Source organism: Vibrio rumoiensis 1S-45 (assembly GCF_000286955.2).
GTDB classification, from domain to species: Bacteria; Pseudomonadota; Gammaproteobacteria; order Enterobacterales; family Vibrionaceae; genus Vibrio; species Vibrio rumoiensis_A.
The window spans coordinates 1-19,597 of sequence record NZ_AJYK02000052.1 but is presented as its reverse complement, the minus strand read 5'-3'; the positions used below and the strand labels follow the sequence as shown (position 1 = coordinate 19,597).

Annotated in this window: 22 protein-coding genes; 10 read left to right on the top strand and 12 right to left on the bottom strand. The window is 42.9% G+C overall.

The window, feature by feature from the left end:
• Nucleotides 1-13: 13 nt before the first annotated feature.
• The 4 genes from A1QC_RS06470 to A1QC_RS15760 all read right to left on the bottom strand — a co-directional run bounded on the left by A1QC_RS06470 (nt 14) and on the right by A1QC_RS15760 (nt 3,158).
• Nucleotides 14-1,018, bottom strand: a complete 1,005-nt coding sequence (locus tag A1QC_RS06470) for a serine/threonine protein kinase (protein WP_017024235.1) — start codon at nt 1,016-1,018, stop codon at nt 14-16.
• 59 nt (nt 1,019-1,077) lie between these two features.
• Nucleotides 1,078-2,460, bottom strand: a complete 1,383-nt coding sequence (gene ccoG, locus A1QC_RS06465; RefSeq protein ID WP_017024234.1) for a cytochrome c oxidase accessory protein CcoG — start codon at nt 2,458-2,460, stop codon at nt 1,078-1,080.
• Nucleotides 2,461-2,653: 193 nt separating this feature from the next.
• On the bottom strand, nt 2,654-2,920 hold the full coding sequence (locus tag A1QC_RS06460) for a YihD family protein (RefSeq protein ID WP_017024233.1): 267 nt from the start codon (nt 2,918-2,920) through the stop codon (nt 2,654-2,656).
• A gap of 112 nt (nt 2,921-3,032) precedes the next feature.
• A complete protein-coding gene (locus A1QC_RS15760; protein WP_017024232.1) occupies nt 3,033-3,158 on the bottom strand; it encodes a hypothetical protein in 126 nt (41 codons plus the stop codon).
• 211 nt (nt 3,159-3,369) lie between these two features.
• On the opposite strand from A1QC_RS15760, the gene A1QC_RS06455 reads away from it, so the two are divergent.
• On the top strand, nt 3,370-4,155 hold the full coding sequence (locus tag A1QC_RS06455; protein WP_017024231.1) for a sporulation protein: 786 nt from the start codon (nt 3,370-3,372) through the stop codon (nt 4,153-4,155).
• A gap of 101 nt (nt 4,156-4,256) precedes the next feature.
• On the top strand, nt 4,257-4,907 hold the full coding sequence (gene trhA, locus A1QC_RS06450; protein WP_017024230.1) for a PAQR family membrane homeostasis protein TrhA: 651 nt from the start codon (nt 4,257-4,259) through the stop codon (nt 4,905-4,907).
• A gap of 69 nt (nt 4,908-4,976) precedes the next feature.
• Here the strand turns inward: trhA and A1QC_RS06445 are convergent, their stop codons facing one another.
• From A1QC_RS06445 to def, 5 genes are all read right to left on the bottom strand, one after another.
• On the bottom strand, nt 4,977-6,422 hold the full coding sequence (locus tag A1QC_RS06445; RefSeq protein ID WP_017024229.1) for a TrkH family potassium uptake protein: 1,446 nt from the start codon (nt 6,420-6,422) through the stop codon (nt 4,977-4,979).
• Nucleotides 6,423-6,440: 18 nt separating this feature from the next.
• Complete coding sequence (gene trkA, locus A1QC_RS06440) at nt 6,441-7,817, bottom strand: Trk system potassium transporter TrkA (RefSeq protein ID WP_017024228.1); 1,377 nt, start codon at nt 7,815-7,817, stop codon at nt 6,441-6,443.
• A gap of 79 nt (nt 7,818-7,896) precedes the next feature.
• Nucleotides 7,897-9,177 carry a 16S rRNA (cytosine(967)-C(5))-methyltransferase RsmB gene (rsmB, locus tag A1QC_RS06435; protein ID WP_017024227.1) on the bottom strand — a complete coding sequence of 427 codons (1,281 nt, stop codon included), beginning with the start codon at nt 9,175-9,177 and terminating at the stop codon, nt 7,897-7,899.
• Nucleotides 9,178-9,275: 98 nt separating this feature from the next.
• The gene (gene fmt, locus A1QC_RS06430) at nt 9,276-10,223 is read right to left on the bottom strand and encodes a methionyl-tRNA formyltransferase (protein ID WP_017024226.1); all 948 of its coding nucleotides are present in this window, start codon (nt 10,221-10,223) and stop codon (nt 9,276-9,278) included.
• Nucleotides 10,224-10,299: 76 nt separating this feature from the next.
• Nucleotides 10,300-10,815, bottom strand: a complete 516-nt coding sequence (gene def / locus A1QC_RS06425; RefSeq protein ID WP_017024225.1) for a peptide deformylase — start codon at nt 10,813-10,815, stop codon at nt 10,300-10,302.
• A gap of 143 nt (nt 10,816-10,958) precedes the next feature.
• Here def and A1QC_RS06420 point away from each other — a divergent pair, with 143 nt between their 5' ends.
• The 4 genes from A1QC_RS06420 to A1QC_RS06405 are packed head-to-tail and all read left to right on the top strand — an operon-like array spanning nt 10,959 to nt 14,368.
• A complete protein-coding gene (locus tag A1QC_RS06420) occupies nt 10,959-12,086 on the top strand; it encodes a LysM peptidoglycan-binding domain-containing protein (protein WP_050990304.1) in 1,128 nt (375 codons plus the stop codon).
• Nucleotides 12,087-12,100: 14 nt separating this feature from the next.
• Nucleotides 12,101-13,243 carry a DNA-processing protein DprA gene (dprA, locus tag A1QC_RS06415; protein ID WP_017024223.1) on the top strand — a complete coding sequence of 381 codons (1,143 nt, stop codon included), beginning with the start codon at nt 12,101-12,103 and terminating at the stop codon, nt 13,241-13,243.
• Between the two features lie 34 nt (nt 13,244-13,277).
• The gene (locus A1QC_RS06410) at nt 13,278-13,748 is read left to right on the top strand and encodes a DUF494 family protein (RefSeq protein ID WP_026025708.1); all 471 of its coding nucleotides are present in this window, start codon (nt 13,278-13,280) and stop codon (nt 13,746-13,748) included.
• Between the two features lie 14 nt (nt 13,749-13,762).
• Nucleotides 13,763-14,368: a DNA topoisomerase family protein gene (locus A1QC_RS06405; protein WP_017024221.1), complete on the top strand. Its 606-nt coding sequence runs from the start codon at nt 13,763-13,765 to the stop codon at nt 14,366-14,368.
• 90 nt (nt 14,369-14,458) lie between these two features.
• Here the strand turns inward: A1QC_RS06405 and A1QC_RS06400 are convergent, their stop codons facing one another.
• Entirely contained in the window at nt 14,459-15,583 is a 1,125-nt protein-coding gene (locus A1QC_RS06400; protein ID WP_017024220.1) for a 5-(carboxyamino)imidazole ribonucleotide synthase, read from the bottom strand.
• A 5-nt stretch (nt 15,584-15,588) separates the two neighbouring features.
• Nucleotides 15,589-16,074 carry a 5-(carboxyamino)imidazole ribonucleotide mutase gene (purE, locus tag A1QC_RS06395; RefSeq protein WP_017024219.1) on the bottom strand — a complete coding sequence of 162 codons (486 nt, stop codon included), beginning with the start codon at nt 16,072-16,074 and terminating at the stop codon, nt 15,589-15,591.
• 238 nt (nt 16,075-16,312) lie between these two features.
• On the opposite strand from purE, the gene A1QC_RS06390 reads away from it, so the two are divergent.
• From A1QC_RS06390 to A1QC_RS06375, 4 genes are read left to right on the top strand one after another with little or no spacing between them, the layout of a single operon-like run.
• Complete coding sequence (locus A1QC_RS06390) at nt 16,313-16,870, top strand: Sua5/YciO/YrdC/YwlC family protein (protein ID WP_026025707.1); 558 nt, start codon at nt 16,313-16,315, stop codon at nt 16,868-16,870.
• Between the two features lie 3 nt (nt 16,871-16,873).
• Complete coding sequence (gene hemF, locus A1QC_RS06385; RefSeq protein ID WP_017024217.1) at nt 16,874-17,776, top strand: oxygen-dependent coproporphyrinogen oxidase; 903 nt, start codon at nt 16,874-16,876, stop codon at nt 17,774-17,776.
• A 19-nt stretch (nt 17,777-17,795) separates the two neighbouring features.
• Nucleotides 17,796-18,632: a shikimate dehydrogenase gene (gene aroE, locus A1QC_RS06380; RefSeq protein WP_017024216.1), complete on the top strand. Its 837-nt coding sequence runs from the start codon at nt 17,796-17,798 to the stop codon at nt 18,630-18,632.
• Nucleotides 18,633-18,653: 21 nt separating this feature from the next.
• Nucleotides 18,654-18,914, top strand: a complete 261-nt coding sequence (locus tag A1QC_RS06375) for a DUF1488 domain-containing protein (RefSeq protein ID WP_017024215.1) — start codon at nt 18,654-18,656, stop codon at nt 18,912-18,914.
• A 10-nt stretch (nt 18,915-18,924) separates the two neighbouring features.
• On the opposite strand, the gene A1QC_RS06370 is transcribed toward A1QC_RS06375, so the two are convergent.
• Entirely contained in the window at nt 18,925-19,464 is a 540-nt protein-coding gene (locus A1QC_RS06370; protein ID WP_017024214.1) for a gamma carbonic anhydrase family protein, read from the bottom strand.
• Between the last annotated feature and the right edge of the window lie 133 nt (nt 19,465-19,597).

Genomic DNA, 19,597 nt, shown 5'->3' with positions numbered 1-19,597 from the left:
ATTTAAAAGCGAATTACCATTGTGGGGTTAATGATAACGGTGGTTCTTGTAAAGCGGCAATTTGTTCTTTAAATGCCAGCACTTGGCTTTCCCAGTATTTTGCATCGTTAAACCATGGGAATGCAATCGGAAAAGCCGGATCGTGCCAACGTTTTGCTAACCATGCCATGTAGTGCACCATTCTAAGACCACGTAAAGGCTCAATCAGTTTCAATTGATTTGCATCAAATGTGCAAAATTCTGAATAAGCCTCTAAAACCGTATCCAATTGCATTATTTTATCTTGGCGTTCACCGCTGAGTAACATCCAGATATCTTGAATGGCTGGGCCATTACGAGAATCATCTAAATCGACAAACATAGGGCCATCTCGCCATAAGATATTACCTGGGTGACAATCACCATGCAGACGTATGATGTTTTTAGGTTCAGTCCAGTGTTGCTCTAATTGGCCAATTAGCATATCCAAATCACTGAAGAAGCTATTTTCTAAATGACTAGGAATAAAGGTGCTGTTATTAAGCAATTTACGTGGTTGATATAAATACTCGTCTAGATTCATGGTTGGGCGATGAATAAACGGTTTGGCTTGGCCTACTTGGTGAATTCGACCTAAAAAGCGCCCTACACCTTCTAACTGGTCGATATTATCCACTTCAAATTGACGGCCACCGACACTGACAAACAATGCAAAGTAATACCCTTGGTATTGATGCAACGTCGAGCCATTAATAATGCAAGGAGGGGCAACAGGGATGTCTTGCTCTAAGAGTTCGAGTGTGAACTGGTGCTCTTCTAATATCTGCTGTTGAGTCCAACGTTGAGGGCGATAGAACTTCACCACGTAACGCTGCTTTTCTTCATCGATAAACTGATACACACGGTTTTCATAGCTATTGAGTGCCAGTAAGCCTGATTCAGCTCTAATGCCAATGCTTTCTATCGCATACCACATAAAGTCAGGCGTTAAAGCGTCAAAATTAAAGGCTGTATCAGGTTGTGTATTGATATCATTCATAAAATAAAAGGGCTTATTACTAAGCCCTTCCTTATTGCGTATCGTTTAATATCGGTCGTTTACAGCTTTTTAATAAAGCGACTTTCGACGTTCAATGTAAATCCATCACTGTCTGAGAGTATAAACTCAAATTTCACTATCGGCGATGCTAATTCATCAGGGCTAACCGCTAAGCTTAAAGGTTCGCTGACCAATTGACCGGCCGGAACGGTGATGGTTTGAGAACCATACCATTTCACATCTTTTAACCCTTTTACATCAATCGTGTATTGTTGGGTTTGTTGGGTTTTATTAAGAATTTTTAACGTGTAAGTGTTCTCAATCCAACCATTGTTATCAATGCGATACATTTGGCTACGGTCGCGCAGTACACTCATGTTAACCGGATCCACGGTAATCACTTGTGTCACCAGCAAACCAATCATTAATAATAAAGCAACGCCATAACCAATCAGCTTTGGACGGGTAATTTTGGTTTTTTTGCCCGATAATTTATGCTCAGTGGTGTAACTGATTAAGCCTTTCTCATAACCCATGCGTTCCATGGTTTTATCGCAAGCATCAATACAAGCACCGCAGTTAATGCATTCGTATTGCAAACCGTTACGAATATCGATTCCGGTTGGGCAAACTTGGACGCATAAGTCACAATCAATACAGTCACCTAAATCTTTTGGTTTTTCCGCTTTTAATGAGCGAGGACCGCGTTTTTCACCGCGTTTAGTGTCATAGCCGACGATATAAGTATCTTTATCGAACATGGCCGATTGGAAGCGAGCGTAAGGGCACATGTGTAAACACATAATGGCGCGCATCCAGCCAGCATTCCCGTAAGTACAAGCGGCAAAGAACCATACCCAAAATGCAGGTAAGAAAGCTAATTTAAAGGTGAAAAATTCAACGAACAATTCTTTGATCGGAATGAAGTAGCCAACAAACACTAAGCCGGTAATGATGGATACTGACCACCATGCTAAGTGCTTGATCGCTTTGCGTAAGATAAGGTTTGAGGAGTATTTATTGTTATCTTGTTTACGACGTTTGTTGGCCGGGCCTTCTAGCTTTTCTTCAAACCAAATAAAAATGAAAGTCCAAACGGTTTGTGGGCATAAATAGCCACACCATACCCGGCCTAAAAAAGTGGTTAGAAAAAATAGGCCGAAAGCGGCAATAACGAAAATGAGAGCAAGCAAGGTGAGGTCTTGAGGGAAAAAGGTCGCCCCAAAAAATAAGAATTGTTGTTTGCCTAAATCAAATAAAATGGCTTGTCTTCCGTCGTAAGAAAGCCAAGGAATCATGGCAAAGAGAACCATTAAGAACCAGCCACCATAACGCCTTAGTTTTTGGTAGGCACCTTGGCTCTTGCGAACGTATATTTTACCGTTGGCATCACGATTGGTTTTAGGGTCGATGATTTTCACATCAATTCTATTTGGATCCATTGCTGCTTCCTTGTCCGATCCTAAAGTGCGTTGCTTTAGGTTATTAATGCGGAATTGTTGTGGCGTAGTATATAGGAAAGGATGACAGTAAGTCGCTACGCGCTTCAAGGTTTATTATTTGAACGATTGAAAATTAAAGAAATATAGCCAAGCTGATTTGGAGTGAAAAGGGCGCTTGGCTAATCAAAGCCTACTATTTGATGATGCCACGCGCTCGTAATAATGCGGTTTTGAAATCATCTTCTTGGTCTTTGGCAAGCCCTGGAATCATATCTTCTTTCTGGCTATTACGCATTTTAAGGTGATATATCAGAACATCATCGGTGAGGTCTTCCAACTGGCCTTGGTAACCTGCTTCTTTGCTCAACTTCACGATAAATTGCAATAAGTTAAGATCGGAGTCTTTTTGCCATTCAGGGTGAAGTAATTCGACCAGTTCATTTACTCGGTGGCATTTCATTTTTTATTCCATAATAATAGTAAGGACTAACAATACGGTATCAAATTATAAAAAAAAGCGCAGCACCTAAATGATGCTACGCTCTTGTAATAAGTTCAGTTTATGTGCATTACTATTGTTGATTTTGCGTATTCGTTGGCGCTTGTATTGGCTTAGCTACGGGAGCAGCAGCAAAACAATGGCGACGACGAGAAGCAGAACCGCGACAACTGGATGCACGAACAGGAACGGGACGCATATAGTAACTACCTATAAAAACGCATATCCATTGCTATTGTTAGCTGATCCAATCATTATTTATTTATTTTGATTGTTTGTCCAAATTACGATCAGCAATCGAATAATTTTTCGACTGTGTAATAGTATAGTCATAAACATTTGTTAATGCGATAACCTTTTTATTGGTAAGTGAATATTTTACTTAGATTTAAAAAAGACAAGGAGCCGGTATGTCATTTTTTAAGAAAACGTTAGCCAGCTTAGGTATTGGTTCTGCTCGAGTTGACACCATACTTAAACAAGATGTGGTTTACCCAGGGCAATCTGTTGCTGTTGATGTGCATGTTTATGGGGGCTCAACCAAGCAATCGATAGATAACATTCACCTGAAGCTGTGTTGTCGTTATCGTGCAGAGCGTTTGAATAAAGATGGCCGAGAAATGGCCGGACAAAAAATAGCGAAAACCCATGTATTAGCTAAGTGGTCTTTACCTGAAACTTTTGATATCGAACCTCAGCAAGATCGCGTTTTTCCTGTGGTATTAGATGTGCCATGGAATACGCCGATCACTCTTGGTGACTCTAAAGTGTGGCTTGAAACTAGCCTTGATATTGCGCTTGCCGCTGATCCTACGGATAAAGATGAAATCACGGTTCGTCCTGACCCATTAGAAGATGGTATTTTTTCTGCGTTGGAAGAAGCTGGTTTACGAATTCGACAAGTGGAATGCGAAGCGGTAAAAGGATTTGAGCTTCCTTTTGTACAAGAATTTGAATTTGTGCCGGTGCATGGTGATTTTCATGGGCGTTGGCGTGAGTTGGAAGTTGTAACCTACCGAACTCAAGATGATCTTAAAATTTGGTTTGAGGTCGATCGTCAGAAAAAAGGCATGGGCGGCATGCTATCGAATTTGATTGGCAGTAATAAACTGAAACGAGAATTGGTACTTCTGCATGATGAAGACCCTCATACTGCGGGACGTAAAGTCATTGAGTTTTTAGATCGATCTTCATAATGAGAATGCTATATCTTAATGGCTTTGATTAATTTTGGCTTACACTTGTAAGCTGAATGTGCCAGAATAACAATATTATTGAAGTCACTTAGGTTATTGATATGCAATCGGTGGAATACTCACCTCGAGAAGAATTGGCCAACAGTATTAGCCATGGTTTAGGTATATTGTTTGGCATTATTGCTTTAATCGCGCTTTTGATGAAATCGTATGAGCATCATGCCGATACTTTAACTTACATCAGTATGAGTGTTTATGGGGCAAGCGTTATTGTGCTCTTTCTTGCTTCGACTTTATATCATGCGATAGCCAACCCAGCGGCTAAACGTTGGCTTAAAACGTTAGATCATAGTGCTATTTATTTGCTGATTGCAGGCAGTTATACCCCTTTCTTACTGGTGGGGCTTAGAACGGAACTTGCGATTGGTTTGATGGTGGTGATTTGGTCGATTGCAATTTTAGGGGTGATCATGAAGATAGCATTTGTGTATCGCTTTCCTTCTTTTTCATTGATCAGCTATTTAACCATGGGTTGGTTATCTTTAGTGGTGGTCTATCAACTTGCGACGCATTTGGACATTATGGCGGTGGTGTGGCTGGTCGCGGGAGGGGTGATTTACTCATTGGGTGTTATTTTTTATGCCAGTAAACGGATCCCATACAATCATGCTATCTGGCACTTATTTGTCTTGGCTGGGTGTGTTTGTCACTTCATCAGTATTTATTGGTATGTTCAGCCGGTAGTGGCTTAGTTTCCATTTCTACGGCTATACCATCAAAATGGCGAATTCTTTTATTGGAATTCGCCATTTTTATTTAAGTTAAGTGCGCCAAAAGGCAGGAAAGAATAAAACCAAAATGGTCAGGATTTCTAAGCGACCCATTAACATGCCAAAACTCAGTAGCCATTTGGCGGCATCTGGTAATGGGGCAAAGTTGCCAGTTGGGCCAATAACCGAGCCCATACCCGGCCCTACGTTGGCAACTGCGGTCATCGCACCTGTGATGCTGGTCGTAGGGTCAAGACCTAAGGCGCTTAAGCATCCAGCAATAAACATAATAGTGAGCACAAATGTTAACACGAAAGCGACAACAGAGCGGACGATGTCGTCATTGACCGGGCGTTGATTGTATCTTTGAACAAATACTCCTGATGGGTGAATTAATCGCATCATTTGTTTGTTGAGTAAGGTCGAAGCAATTTGAAAGCGAAAGATTTTAATGCCGCCAGCGGTTGAGCCTGAGCAAGCTCCGGTGATCATTAAGAAGAAGAAGATCACCGTAGGTAAGCCGCCCCATGAGGTGAAGTCATCTAGGCCAAAACCTGTGGTGGTTAAAACGGAAATGATATTAAACGTTGATATTCGAATAGCATCGGCAAAGTCATAATGATCTTTAAAGGTCATCCACAATGCGATTAATAAACTGCTAGAAAGCACTAGATAAGCAAATCCGCGAACTTGAGCATCACGTAATAACGTCGTTAAACTTTTTTTACGTAGAGCAGTCACAAATAATAAGAAGGGTAATCCGCCTAAGAACATAAATAACGAGCCAACCCAATGAGAACCATTAGAAAAATGATTCATTGATTGATCTGAGGTGGAATAACCTCCGGTTGATAATGTGGTGAAGGCATGGTTAATCGCATCAAACCACCCCATGCCAGTGTAAAAGTAACCAAGTACGCACAGTAGCGTTAAAATCAAATAGACCCACACGATATTTTTAGCGACATTTTTTGCCCTTGGGCTGCTTTTATCGGACCAATCGGAGGATTCGGTTTGGAACAGCTTCATCCCACCGACATTCAGCATAGGTAAGATAGCAACAGCCATCACAATAAAGCCCACGCCTCCTATCCATTGCAGGGTAGAACGCCACAATAAAATACTGGGAGCCATATCATCTAGATGACTTAATACGGTTGAACCTGTAGTGGTGATACCAGACATGGTTTCAAAATATGCATCGGTAAAGCTAATGTGGTTAATGAACATGAAAGGTAAAGCCGCAAAACAGCTGGCAATCGTCCACACCAAACTGGTGAGGAGAAACATATCTCGCACGCCAAGACGAAAATCTTTGGTTCGACCTAAAGTTAATAAAATGAACGAGGCAATATGAGTAATGATCACCGCTTGGCCAAATTCAATAAACCCATCGGTTCCGGTAAAAAAAGCCATCAACGTGGGTACGTACATGAATAGTGCTATTTTTGATAACACTAATCCAAGAACGAATAATATCGGACGATAATTAACCATGGTTTTACATTGCCATATTTATAAGAAGAACGGGCTCGGTTGGAATAGACGTTCAACGTCTGGCACGTATTTTTTATCGACTAAGAACATCACGACGTGATCGTCTTGTTCAATCACGGTGCGGTCATGGGCGATCAGTACTTCTTCCCCACGAACAATCGCACCAATAGTGGTACCCGGTGGCAACTTAATATCACCAATGGCTTTACCAACCACTTTAGAAGTGCTTTCATCACCATGAGCAATCGCTTCAATCGCTTCTGCGGCGCCACGGCGTAAAGAGGATACGTTAACGATATCAGCACGACGTACGTGAGTCAGTAGCGCTGAAATGGTGGCTTGTTGAGGAGAAATTGCCACATCAATTGCACCGCCTTGTACCAGATCGACATAGGCACTGCGTTGAATTAGCACCATGACTTTTTTGGCACCTAATCGTTTTGCTAGCATGGCGGACATGATGTTGGTTTCATCTTCGTTGGTCAGTGCAATGAAGACATCCACTTGGTCGATGTTTTCTTCGTTAAGTAATTCTTGATCGGCCGCATCCCCACAAAAGACGATGGTGTTTTCCAGCTCTTCTGATAGTTGCTCAGCGCGTTGGTAACTGCGCTCAATCAATTTGACGCTGTAATCTTTCTCTAAGCGTTTAGCCAAGCTTGAACCAATATTACCACCACCAACAATCATGATGCGACGATAGGTTTTTTCTAAGCGTTGCAGTTCACTCATCACCGCGCGAATGTGGTTACTTGCCGCCACAAAGAAGACTTCATCGTCCGCTTCAATGATAGTCGTGCCTTGTGGGCGAATCGGGCGACCTTGGCGGAAAATTGCGGCAACTCGGGTATCAATATGAGGCATGTGTTCACGCAATGCAGATAACGCATTACCGACCAATGGCCCGCCGTAATAGGCTTTTACTGCCACTAAGCTTACTTTACGTTCTGCGAAACTCACCACTTGTAAGGCACCCGGGTATTGGATCAGGCGCTCAATATAACTGGTGACCAACTCTTCAGGGGCAATTAAGTGATCAACTGGAATCGCGCCAGATTGAAATAAGGCATCTTTTTCGGCGAGGTATTCCGGTGAGCGAATACGAGCAATACGGCTTGGGGTATTAAATAAGGTGAAGGCAACCTGACAAGCGGCCATGTTGGTTTCATCCGAATTGGTGACGGCCACCAGCATATCGGCATCTTGTGCGCCTGCTTCACGTAAGGTATCTGGATGACTGGCATAACCATTGACCACGCGTAAATCGTATTTATCTTGCAGCTCTCGCAGGCGATCCGTATTGCGGTCTATCACCGTAATATCGTTATTTTCACCAACTAAGTTTTCTGCCAGCGTACCGCCAACTTGTCCCGCGCCAAGAATAATGATTTTCATAGTGTGTGTTATACCTAAATTAAGCCTGTATCGATGTACCACAATGTTAAAGTGTGGTCTTCATATTTGCTTGAGGAGACTAAACGGTTTTGCGTAACACCGCGTAATAAAAGCCATCCATATTTTCTTCACCCGGAAGAATTTGGCGACCTGGGTTCTCAATCTCACTACCAATTAATTGTGCATTGGTGGTACGCGCGATAAAGGCACGAACCTGTTCAACGTTTTCTTGAGGGGTGATCGAACACGTCGCATACACCAAAGTACCTTCTGGTTTTAATTGACGCCACATCGCATCTAAAATTTCACTTTGTAATGCTGATAACGCTTCAATATCGTTCGCGCGACGTAGCCATTTGATATCTGGGTGACGACGAATTACGCCGGTGGCCGAACAAGGGGCATCAAGCAAAATACGATCGAATTTCTCCCCATTCCACCATTCTTCAGGGTAGCGAGCATCACCGCAAATGACTTCGGCTTGCAGTTGTAAACGTTGTAGGTTGTCGTGAACTCGGCTTAAACGATTATCATCGCAATCAATGGCGACGACTTCTGCGTTTTGCGTGTGCTCTAAAATGTGCGCAGTTTTGCCTCCGGGCGCCGCGCAGCAATCTAAAATTAATTCACCATCTTGGGGTTTCAAGTAGTCGACCGACAATTGAGCCGCAGCATCTTGCACCGATACCCAACCTTGCTCAAAGCCCGGTAGCGTCATGACATCACAAGGTGAAAGTAGACGCAGCGCATCTTCAGCTTGTGGGTGAATTTCCGCTTCAATCTCATTTTCATTTAATAATGCGAGATACTCATCACGAGTGTGGTGCTGGCGGTTAACACGCAGCCACATTGGTGCTTTGCTATTATTGGCTTCAACAATGCTTTCCCAATCGCTTGGGTAGGCTTGTTGCAGTAATTTTAGTAACCAACTTGGATGCGCATATTTACCAGCATTGTGGCTGATGGATTGGGCATCAAGCTGCTCTTGATTACGTTGGTAATTGCGTAATACTGCATTGATAAGTCCACGTAGGCGAGGGCCTCTAAGGTCTTGAGTACCTTCAACCGTTTCACCCACCGCGGCATGTGCAGGGATACGCATAAAACTTAATTGATAAATCCCCACTAAGATTAAGTGATGAAATACTCGCTGTTTGCCTTTCAGTGGTTTGTCCATTAATTCATTCACAATGGACTCTAAACGTGGCAAATAACGCAGCGCGCCGTAGCAGATCTCTTGCAGCAAGGCATGGTCACGAGGGCGAATAGTTTGCTGAGCGGCAGGAAGGGAAGAAGAGAGTGAGTAACCTTGATCCACAACTTCAAATAAGACTTTAGCGGCAGCGGCACGAACGTTCATGATGTTTTCTCTTGTCGGTTACTGGTTAACGCAGTAACCCAATTAAATGGGTAAAATAAACAAAGGCACATTTCTGTACCTTTTATTTGAAATCTTAGTTAGTTAAGTATGGTACCTACTTCAAACCAATGGCTACGAGCATTGAGAGTATCTTGCACCGAAAGCGCTTTTTTGCCCGGAATTTGTAACTGTTCCAGAACTAACACATCTTTACCCGTGGCAACATAAATGCCAGTTTTATCCGCTTGGATAACTTGCCCCGGTGTGTGTATTTCGGTGCTAGCTTCAACACGTGATTGCCATACTTTTACGTTATTTTCTTCAACGCTAAAGAAGCTCATTGGCCAAGGGTTGAAGGCGCGTACGCAGCGCTCAATATGTTCAGCTTCATCATTCCAATTGATCTTCGCTTCTTCTTTACTGAGTTTCTTGGCGTAGTTAGCTTGTTGATCATCTTGCTTTTGTGGCGAGATTTGACCATTGGCAATATCGGTTAAGCAGTCAATCAGCGCCGTTGGGCCCAGTTCGGCTAACTTGTCATACATAGAAGCGCTAGTGTCGCTCGCTTCAATCGGTAAGGTCGCAATTGACAGCATATCGCCAGTGTCTAGGCCTATGTCCATTTGCATAATGGTGACACCTGTTTGCTCATCCCCTGCCCAAATTGAGCGTTGAATTGGCGCAGCGCCACGCCAGCGAGGCAAAATTGAACCATGTACATTAATACAGCCTAAACGCGGGGTATCGAGTACCACTTGAGGAAGCAATAAACCATAAGCCACCACGACCATAAGATCAGCGTCTAAGTCTTTAAGTTGCTGCTTTGCTTCATCTGATTTGAAGTTTTCAGGTTGAAATACCGGGATGTCATGCTCTAGCGCGAGCGCTTTGACTGGGCTAGCCGTGAGCTTTTTACCACGACCAGCTGGGCGATCAGGCTGGGTGTAAACGGCAATAACATCATGCTCCGAAGACAACAACGCCGCCAAGTGACGGGCGGCGAAATCCGGAGTACCAGCAAAGACAACTTTTAAAGACTGACTCAAGTGGTGTTCCTTTTATTTAATATGTTCTTGGTAGTTGAAGCCGAGGTTTCAATTACGGTCGATATAACGCTGGTGGTTATTTATCTTGTTTTTCGTTAAAGCGCTTTATTTTTGTCAGCTTATCTTGGATACGCTTACGCTTTAATGGCGATAAATAATCAACAAACAACTTACCCATTAAGTGGTCAAGCTCATGTTGAACGCAAATCGCTAATAAATCGTCCGCCTCAAAAGTGAATTCTTCACCATCACGATTTAGAGCGCGAACGGTCACTTCTGCAGCACGAGGCACTAAGGCTCGTGCACCAGGGACAGATAAACACCCTTCTTCAATGCCATCGTCACCACGTTTTTCGATGATTTCTGGGTTGATCAGCACCATAGGCTGATCACGCTCATCAGAAACGTCTATCACTACGATGCGTTGATGAAAATCCACTTGAGTGGCAGCAAGGCCAATGCCTTCTTCGTCATACATGGTTTCAATCATGTCATCGATGAATTTTTGGATCTCTGGAGTCACCTTTTCAACGGGTTTTGCAACGGTGCGAAGGCGATCATCTGGGAATGTTAATACTTGTAATACAGACATATACACTCTAAATATTGAACTGTGCCGAAAACAGCTTAAACCTAATGGTTCCAATTCTAGACATTTTACAAGGCAAATGACAGCATCTAATGACATTAAGCGACAAAATGTCGACCAAGGAATCTAAGGTCATGCCTAAAGCAATGCGATACTTATTGAATATTTTTGCCATTTTTGTGGTCAGTTTTTCTATTTCTGCCGCCACCAATCAGCAGCCTTTAGTATTAAAGCAGGATGCGCCCACGACTTATGTGGTGAAAAAAGGGGACACCTTATGGGATATTTCGGCCCTGTTTTTAGATAGCCCTTGGCTGTGGCCTCGTTTGTGGCAAGTTAACCCTGAAATATCTAATCCTCATCTTATCTATCCCGGTGACCGTTTGACGTTAACCTGGCGCAATGGGGAACCTTTATTAAGTTTAAAGCCGATGAAAAAAGTCGGTCCTCATGTTCGTAAGCAAACTAAAGATGCTATTCCAACCTTAGCGGATGGGTTGGTTATGCCTTATTTAAAATCCGATTTATTACTGACCAATGATGATGAAAAGTCAGCATTACGCGTTTTAGGCACCAGTGAAGGCCGTAAGTTCTTAAGTCACAATGAGCGTATTTATATTGATGGTAAAGTGACGCATCCAGATTGGACGGTTTATCGTTTAGTCGAAAAATATGATCGTAGTGGTGATGATGTTGATGCAAGTGCTTATTCTTTACGCTTGGTTGCCCGCGCCACCCTAAAAGAAACCAGCGATAAATACAGTGGTTTACAAGTAATTAATCAACAGCAAGAGATAATGATTAATGATATTGCTTTGCCCGTTATTGGTGATGACTTAGCATTATCTACGGTATTTTTCCCAACCCCTGCGCCTGCTGGTATTGTTGCTAATATTAAAGGATCAGTGGATAACCATTACTTTATGGCGGTAAACCAAGTGGTGGTCATTGACCGAGGCGCAGATGATGGTTTGAGTCAAGGCAGTACTTTTGATTTAGCTAAACGTGGCGCGGCTATTTATGGCAGCAAAGGCAATTATCGTTATAAAAAAGACATTGGTGTTAATGGGTTTCGTTCAGCTGAGCTTCCTGCTATTCCTATTGGTCAAATGGTGGTGATTCGCCCTTATGCTAAATTTAGTTTGGCTTTGATTACCAAAAGTGATGAGCCAATAGAAGTCGATAGTATTGCGATTTCACCGATTCAATTTGATCAAACAAAAGAAACCACCGAAACGGCAGTGGCTTCAGAAGCTTCTAATGATAATGCTTAATTGTTTGATACCCCATGACTGAATCTCAACTTGTTGCATGGTTAACATTAAGCTTCACACCTAAACTGGGCGGGGTATCGATATCCCGCCTGTTGTCGGTGGACTCACCACAAAATATTATTGGCTATTCAAGCTTAGAATTGCAAAATCTAGGCCTGAAGCCTGCGCAAGTACAATATATTCAACAACAATCTCATGCCGATGTTGATCAATGTTTAACTTGGTTAGCAAGCTCGCAATATCATTCTATTGTGACGCCTTTATCGAATGACTACCCTCGCTTGATGACGCAAATGTCATCACACCCTCCAGTATTATTTGTGAAAGGGGATGCCAAAGCACTGCATCAACCGCAAATCGCCATTGTGGGAAGCCGTAATGCCAGCATGGATGGGTTACGCGCTGCACGTGAGTTCTCTTATGAATTTGCTTCACAAGGTGTGGCGGTCACTAGCGGTTTGGCACTTGGCATTGACGGTCATGCGCATGATGGCGCACTGCAAGCGCAAGGCACCACGATTGCGGTGCTCGGTTCTGGCGTTGATCAGGTTTACCCTGCCAGACATAAAGGATTGGCGGAACGTATTGTGCAACAAGGTGGAGCTTTAGTGTCTGAGTTTCGCCCTCATGCCAAACCAAGACCCGAACACTTCCCTCGTCGAAATCGCATTATCAGTGGTTTGTCGCAAGGTGTGTTAGTGGTTGAAGCGGCTGAACGCAGTGGTTCTTTAATCACAGCCCGTTACGCTTTAGAGCAAAATCGAGATGTGTTTGCATTGCCTGGTTCTATCTATAATTCGGGACATTCCGGCACCAATCGTTTAATTCAAGAGGGCGCGGTGATGGCATTGTGCGCTCAAGATGTACTTGATGAAATCAATCCGTTGGTGGCTCGGTCTATAATAAGTAAGGAATCGGTATCTAATGTGCCTGTTCAGCCTCAATTTAATTTTGAAAAAATGTCACCGACTCAACAACAGGCATTGCCATTTCCCCAACTGTTAGCTAACGTAGGCAATGAACCAACGCCTGTTGATATTTTGGCTGAACGTACCCATATACCAGTACATGAAATAATGATGCAAATTTTAGAGCTCGAACTCGCAGGTCATGTTATTTCGGTTTCTGGAGGCTATATTCTTAATAATAGGAAGTAAGCCAAGTTAAAGTGTTGCCGCGGAGGGTAAAGCTATGATGGACATTCTTATGTATCTGTTTGAAACCTATATCCATAGCGATGCAGAACTCATGATTGATCAAGATGAACTTGAAGATGAGTTATTACGTGCGGGTTTCCACCAACAAGAAATTTATAAAGCCCTCCATTGGTTAGAAGGCTTAGCGGCCCTACAACAAGGTGAGCGCCTTGATATGGCGACGGGCTCTGCCAATTCCACTCGTATTTACACCCAAGAAGAAACGCTTCGATTAGATGTTGCGTGCCGTGGTTTTCTGCTTTTCTTAGAGCAAGTTAAAGTGCTGACGGTTGAAACTCGTGAAATGGTGATTGATCGGATTATGGGTTTGGAGACGCAAGAATTCACATTAGATGACTTAAAATGGGTCATTTTAATGGTGTTATTTAATGTTCCTGGTAATGAAAATGCCTATACCCAAATGGAAGAGTTACTGTATTCCGCTGAACAAGGCATAGTTCATTAATGTGAACGGATAATATGAGTAAAAAAATCGATCAAAAGTTATTCTCTGCTCACGAACATGCCTTAGAGCATGAAGCTTGCCCTAAATGCGCTGAAACCCATCAGGGGGAGCTTCAACTTCGTCATGGTAAGCATGGCCCTTTTTTAGGGTGTACCCAGTATCCCCATTGCGATTATATTCGCCCATTACATCAAAACGATGGGCATATTATTAAAGCCTTAGGGGTAGAGTGCCCTGAATGCGCGAAACAAGCTGAAGGTCACGATCAACTCGGTGAATTGGTATTGCGCCAAGGTCGATACGGTATGTTTATTGGTTGCAGCCGCTTTCCTGAGTGTCATCACATCGAATCAATGGATAAACCATTAACGGTTGAAGAAAAAGAAGCCTTTCCTTGCCCTGAATGTGGTAAAGGTCATTTGGTTGAACGCCAATCTCGTTTTGGCAAAACCTTTTACGCTTGTGATAATTATCCTAAATGTAAGTTTTCTCTTAATGCGCAACCTGTCGTTGGCGAATGCCAAGAGTGCGGCTTTCCATTATTAATAGAGAAGAAAAACTCTGCTGGAAGCAAAATACAATGCGCTGAGCGTAAATGTCAGCATGTTCAAATTTTATAATATTGAACGTAAGGTCGGTAGAGACAAAAAAGTGGGCATATTAGGCCCACTTTTTGGTTTTATATTCTCAATTGTATAGAACAGATATTCTTAACGTTGATGTAACGCTGGGAAATGTTCCGCCGGCAGAATACTGGCTAATTTGCTCAGTGTAGTATTGAGTTGCTCGGACGATTTTGCACACACATTGATATGCCCCATTTTACGCCCTGCTCGTTTTTCTTTTCCATACCAGTGAATATGGCAGTTTGGTATGGCTAATAGACTTTCTGGTAAACGGTCTAAACCAAGAATATTCATCATGGCCGTTGGGCGAATAAGGCTGGTATCCCCCAAAGGTAGATCACAAACCGCACGTAAATGGTTTTCAAATTGGCACACTTCTGCGCCTTGCTGTGTCCAGTGGCCAGAATTGTGTACGCGTGGGGCAATTTCATTGACGAGAAGTTGACCATTCACATCAAAAAACTCCAGAGCGAGAACGCCAACGTAATTGAGTTTATCGGCGACGGCGGTAAACATTTCTTTGGCTTGTTCTTGTAGTTTAGGCTCATCGATTGCGGTTGAAAGACTTAGTACACCATCAACATGAATATTTTCTGCCAATGGATAGACCACGACCTCACCGTTAGTGCGACGCGCACCAATTAAAGAGACTTCACGATCAAAGGAAACAAACTCTTCTGCCACAATTGCTTGGTAAGGTGTGTTGATTAAGCTTTGTTCCATTTCTTGCCAGATAGCATCAACTTGGTCCAGCTGTTTTAAGCGCCATTGCCCTTTGCCATCGTAGCCACCTAATGCGGTTTTTAGCACCATCGGCATGCCCACATAAGTGATTGCCGCATCAAATTCAGCACGATTGGTAATAACGGCATACTTAGCGTTGGCAACGTTCGCATCGTCAAGCAATTGCTTTTCTATACGACGATCTCCCCCAGCTTTGATTGCCTGAGTTGAAGGTTTGAATTTCCCGCTTTTTTCACACATATCTAAAATAGAATGCGGAATATGTTCAAATTCAGCGGTGATCACATCCGCTTGTGCGATGGCATTATTTAATCCGTGACCGATAACATGCCCAGTTAATGGATGAACAACTTTTTCGCTTTCTACATCAAAGGCGGTGATATCAATATTTAATGGCGCGCCAGCTAAAGACATCATGCGAGCTAATTGGCCGGCACCTAAAACAAGAACTTGCTGATTTGCCATGAGTATTAATCCTCGGCTGGGTTTGGGTTGGCTAGAACGGTATCGGTTTGCTCTTTACGGAAAGCTTCAACAGCGGCCATGACTGTCTCATCATGTGTACCTAAAATTTGCGCAGCAAGAATACCGGCATTAGCTGCCCCTGCTTCACCAATCGCCAATGTGCCGACCGCAATGCCTTTTGGCATCTGAACGATTGAGTAGAGAGAATCAACACCTGATAGCGCGCGTGATTGAACAGGAACGCCCAATACAGGTAAGCTAGTGAAGGCTGCCGTCATCCCTGGTAGGTGAGCCGCACCGCCCGCACCCGCAATAATCACTTTAATGCCACGGTCTTTTGCACTTTCTGCATATTCAGCTAACAAATGGGGAGTTCGGTGAGCAGAAACCACTTTGGTTTCATAAGGCACATTGAAACGATCTAGCATTTCAGCGGCAAGTTTCATGGTTGGCCAATCGGATTTTGAACCCATAATGATTCCAACTTTCATCGAAAACTCCTTAATGTAGGTCTTAATATTAGTGATAAAGGGTAATTGCTCGGCATTATACGGTGAAAACGCACTAAGGAAAACGTTTGCGTGAGGTTGTTTTTACCTAAGCGAGTTATCTAATTGTATTCAAGCTAAAGAAATTGGGATTGAAATGAAAAATTTTTAGGCATGAGCACGAAGGTTTTATACACTGGTCAGAATAAAGTGGAATGACACGGTTTAAGAGGGATAAATGTTGGATAATTTTGATGCTGTTGTACAAGCACTGCACCAAGGTGAGGTGATTGCATACCCAACCGAAGGGGTATTTGGTGTAGGTTGCGATCCTGATAATTTGTCGGCGATTGATAAATTACTTCAGTTAAAGCAACGTCCAATAGAAAAAGGGCTCATTTTGATTGCGGCTAATTATCAGCAATTATTGCCCTACCTTGATGACTCTCAACTAACCGATGAGCAACTTCAAGCGGTCAAAGCAAGTTGGCCGGGGCCTGTTACTTGGGTGATGCCGGTTAATAGCAATGTTTCTTCTCATCTTACTGGCCAGTTTAATTCGATTGCGGTGCGAGTGACTGATCATCCGCTGGTGCAAAAGCTGTGTTTGTCTTTTGGTAAGCCAATTACTTCAACCAGTGCTAATTTAACTGGCCTTGAACCTTGCCGTACCACGGAAGAAGTGCAAGTACAGTTGGGGGATAAACTGGTGGCGATTTTAGAAGGTAAGGTCGGTGGCAGAACACAACCAACCGAAATTCGAGATGCCAAAACATCCAACGTATTAAGACAAGGGTAACTCATGTCACAAGTCGACAAAGCAGCAGTAAAAGCCTTTTTAATGTCATTGCAAGATTCTATTTGTCTGCAACTTGAAACTATCGATGGCGGCAAATTTTTAGAAGATGCTTGGGAGAGAGAGCTTGGCGGCGGTGGTCGTAGCCGCGTTATACGAGATGGTGGTGTTTTTGAGCAAGGGGGAGTGAATTTCTCTCATGTCTTTGGCGATAAAATGCCAGCCTCGGCGACGGCACACCGGCCGGAGTTGGCGGGTCGTCAGTTTGAAGCGATGGGCGTTTCCTTGGTGCTTCATCCTAAGAACCCTTATATTCCAACTTCTCATGCTAATGTGCGTTTCTTCATTGCCGAAAAAGAAGGCGAAGAGCCTATCTGGTGGTTTGGTGGTGGGTTTGATTTAACGCCTTTTTATCCATTTGAAGAAGATTGCCAGCATTGGCACGACACTTCTAAAGCTATTTGTGCTCCTTTTGGTGACAGTGTTTATCAAGAACATAAAGCTTGGTGTGATAAATATTTCTTCTTACCTCATCGTAATGAAACCCGAGGTGTGGGCGGTTTATTTTTTGATGATTTAAACCAATGGGGTTTTGATGCTTGCTTTAAGTATATGAGCGCCGTGGGCGAAGGATTTACCAAAGCGTACTTACCGATTGTAGAAAAGCGCCAAGAATATGAATATGGCGAACGTGAGCGTCAGTTCCAACTTTATCGTCGCGGACGTTATGTTGGGTTTAATTTGGTTTATGATCGCGGCACGTTATTTGGACTGCAAAGTGGCGGGCGAACAGAGTCTATTTTAATGTCGATGCCTCCGTTGGCGCGTTGGGAATATGATTACACGCCTGAGGCTGATTCAGCAGAAGCTTCTTTATACCAAAATTACTTAAAACCAAGAGATTGGTAATTATTTAAAAGGCAAGGATATGGCCATTAATACACAACGTGATCATTATGTGGTTTTTGGAAACCCGATTAAACATAGTAAGTCACCTTTCATCCACACTTTATTTGCTCGTCAGACTGGTCAGCAAATGGAGTACGGTATTATTGAAGCTCCGGTTGATGGTTTTAAAACGGCAGTAAGTGAGTTTTTTGCTCAAGGTGGTAAAGGGTGCAATGTAACCGCGCCATTTAAATTGGATGCTTTTGAGTTTGCCGATAGCCTAACCGAACGAGCGCAATTGGCTCAAGCGGTGAATACACTTAAGAAGTTGGATGACGGACAAATCATTGGTGACAACACCGATGGTGAAGGGTTGGTTCAGGACTTATTGCAATATCAGTCACAAATAAAAGGCGCTAAAATATTATTGCTGGGTGCTGGTGGCGCGGCAAGAGGGGTTTTGAAGCCGTTATTGGATCAAAACCCTGCTGAAATAGTTATCACCAATCGAACCTTCGAAAAAGCCAAAGCGCTCGCCGATGTGTTTACCCCTTTTGGTCATATCCACGCCATGCCAATGGAAGCAATTGATACGCCTTTTGACATCATCATTAACTCAACGTCAGCTGGGTTAAGTGGGAACTTGCCAAATATCAGTACCAACATTTTTACACCACAAAGTATTAGTTATGATATGAGTTATGGCGCGGGTAATACTCACTTTAATGAATGGGCTAAATCCCATAGCGTAATCCATGCTTATGATGGTTTAGGTATGTTAGTGGGTCAAGCGGCTGAAAGTTTCATGTTATGGCGAGGGTTAAGGCCCAGTAATCGCCAAGTATTACGTGAATTAAGAAAAAATCTCGTCAGTTGAGTATCAGAGAAAGGTCGTCTTATGAATCAAAATATTTTATTCCCGGATATTCAAACTTGGGTAGCGAAACGTAAAGCTGTTATTTTTCCAGCTCAACAAGCCGGTCAGCTTATTGAGTGTGTTGTTTCGTTGGAAAAATTGTCTGAAATGACTGGCTACCCAATACAAGAAGATAAAATATTGTTGGCATTCGACGCTTTGCGATTTGATTTGGAAGACTTAGCAGAAGAAGCGATAGAAGATGAAAACTTTAACCTAGCTGGAGAGGTCGAGCTAGGTTAAATATTTACGACTACTTTATCTCGTTAAGGTAGTCGTTTTTATTCACTACGTAATTGTCTGCTGATTTTAATAGAAATGCGCTTTCTTCTTCTTTTAATGGGCGAGCCTGCTTAACGGGACTGCCTATATAAAGATAACCACTTTCTAAGCGTTTATTGGGAGGGACTAAACTACCCGCACCAATGACGACATCCGACTCAATAATTGCCCCATCAAGAATAATTGTACCCATTCCAACCAATACTCGATCATGAATCGTGCATCCGTGTAGCATTACTTTATGACCAACGGTTACATCATTACCGATAATAAGCGGATAGCCTTCTGGGTTTTCAGCATTTTTATGGGTGACGTGCAATACGCTACCATCTTGTATGTTAGTGCATTCACCAATATGAATATGATTAACATCGCCTCGCGCGGCAACTAATGGCCAGATACTGGAATCTTTACCAATTACAATATCTCCAACTAAAACTGAAGACTCATCAATATAAACATTTTCACCAATTTTAGGGTAAATGCCTTTATAGCTACGTATATGACTCATTTTGACTCCTTAGTTGGCTTGATTATGATGAAAAACAGCGAAGAAACTATCAAAAACAAGCCTTTTTGCTTCAAAAGTAATCAAACGATCAAAAAAGTAAGAAAAAGTTAAAAAAGGGCTTGCCAATGTGACG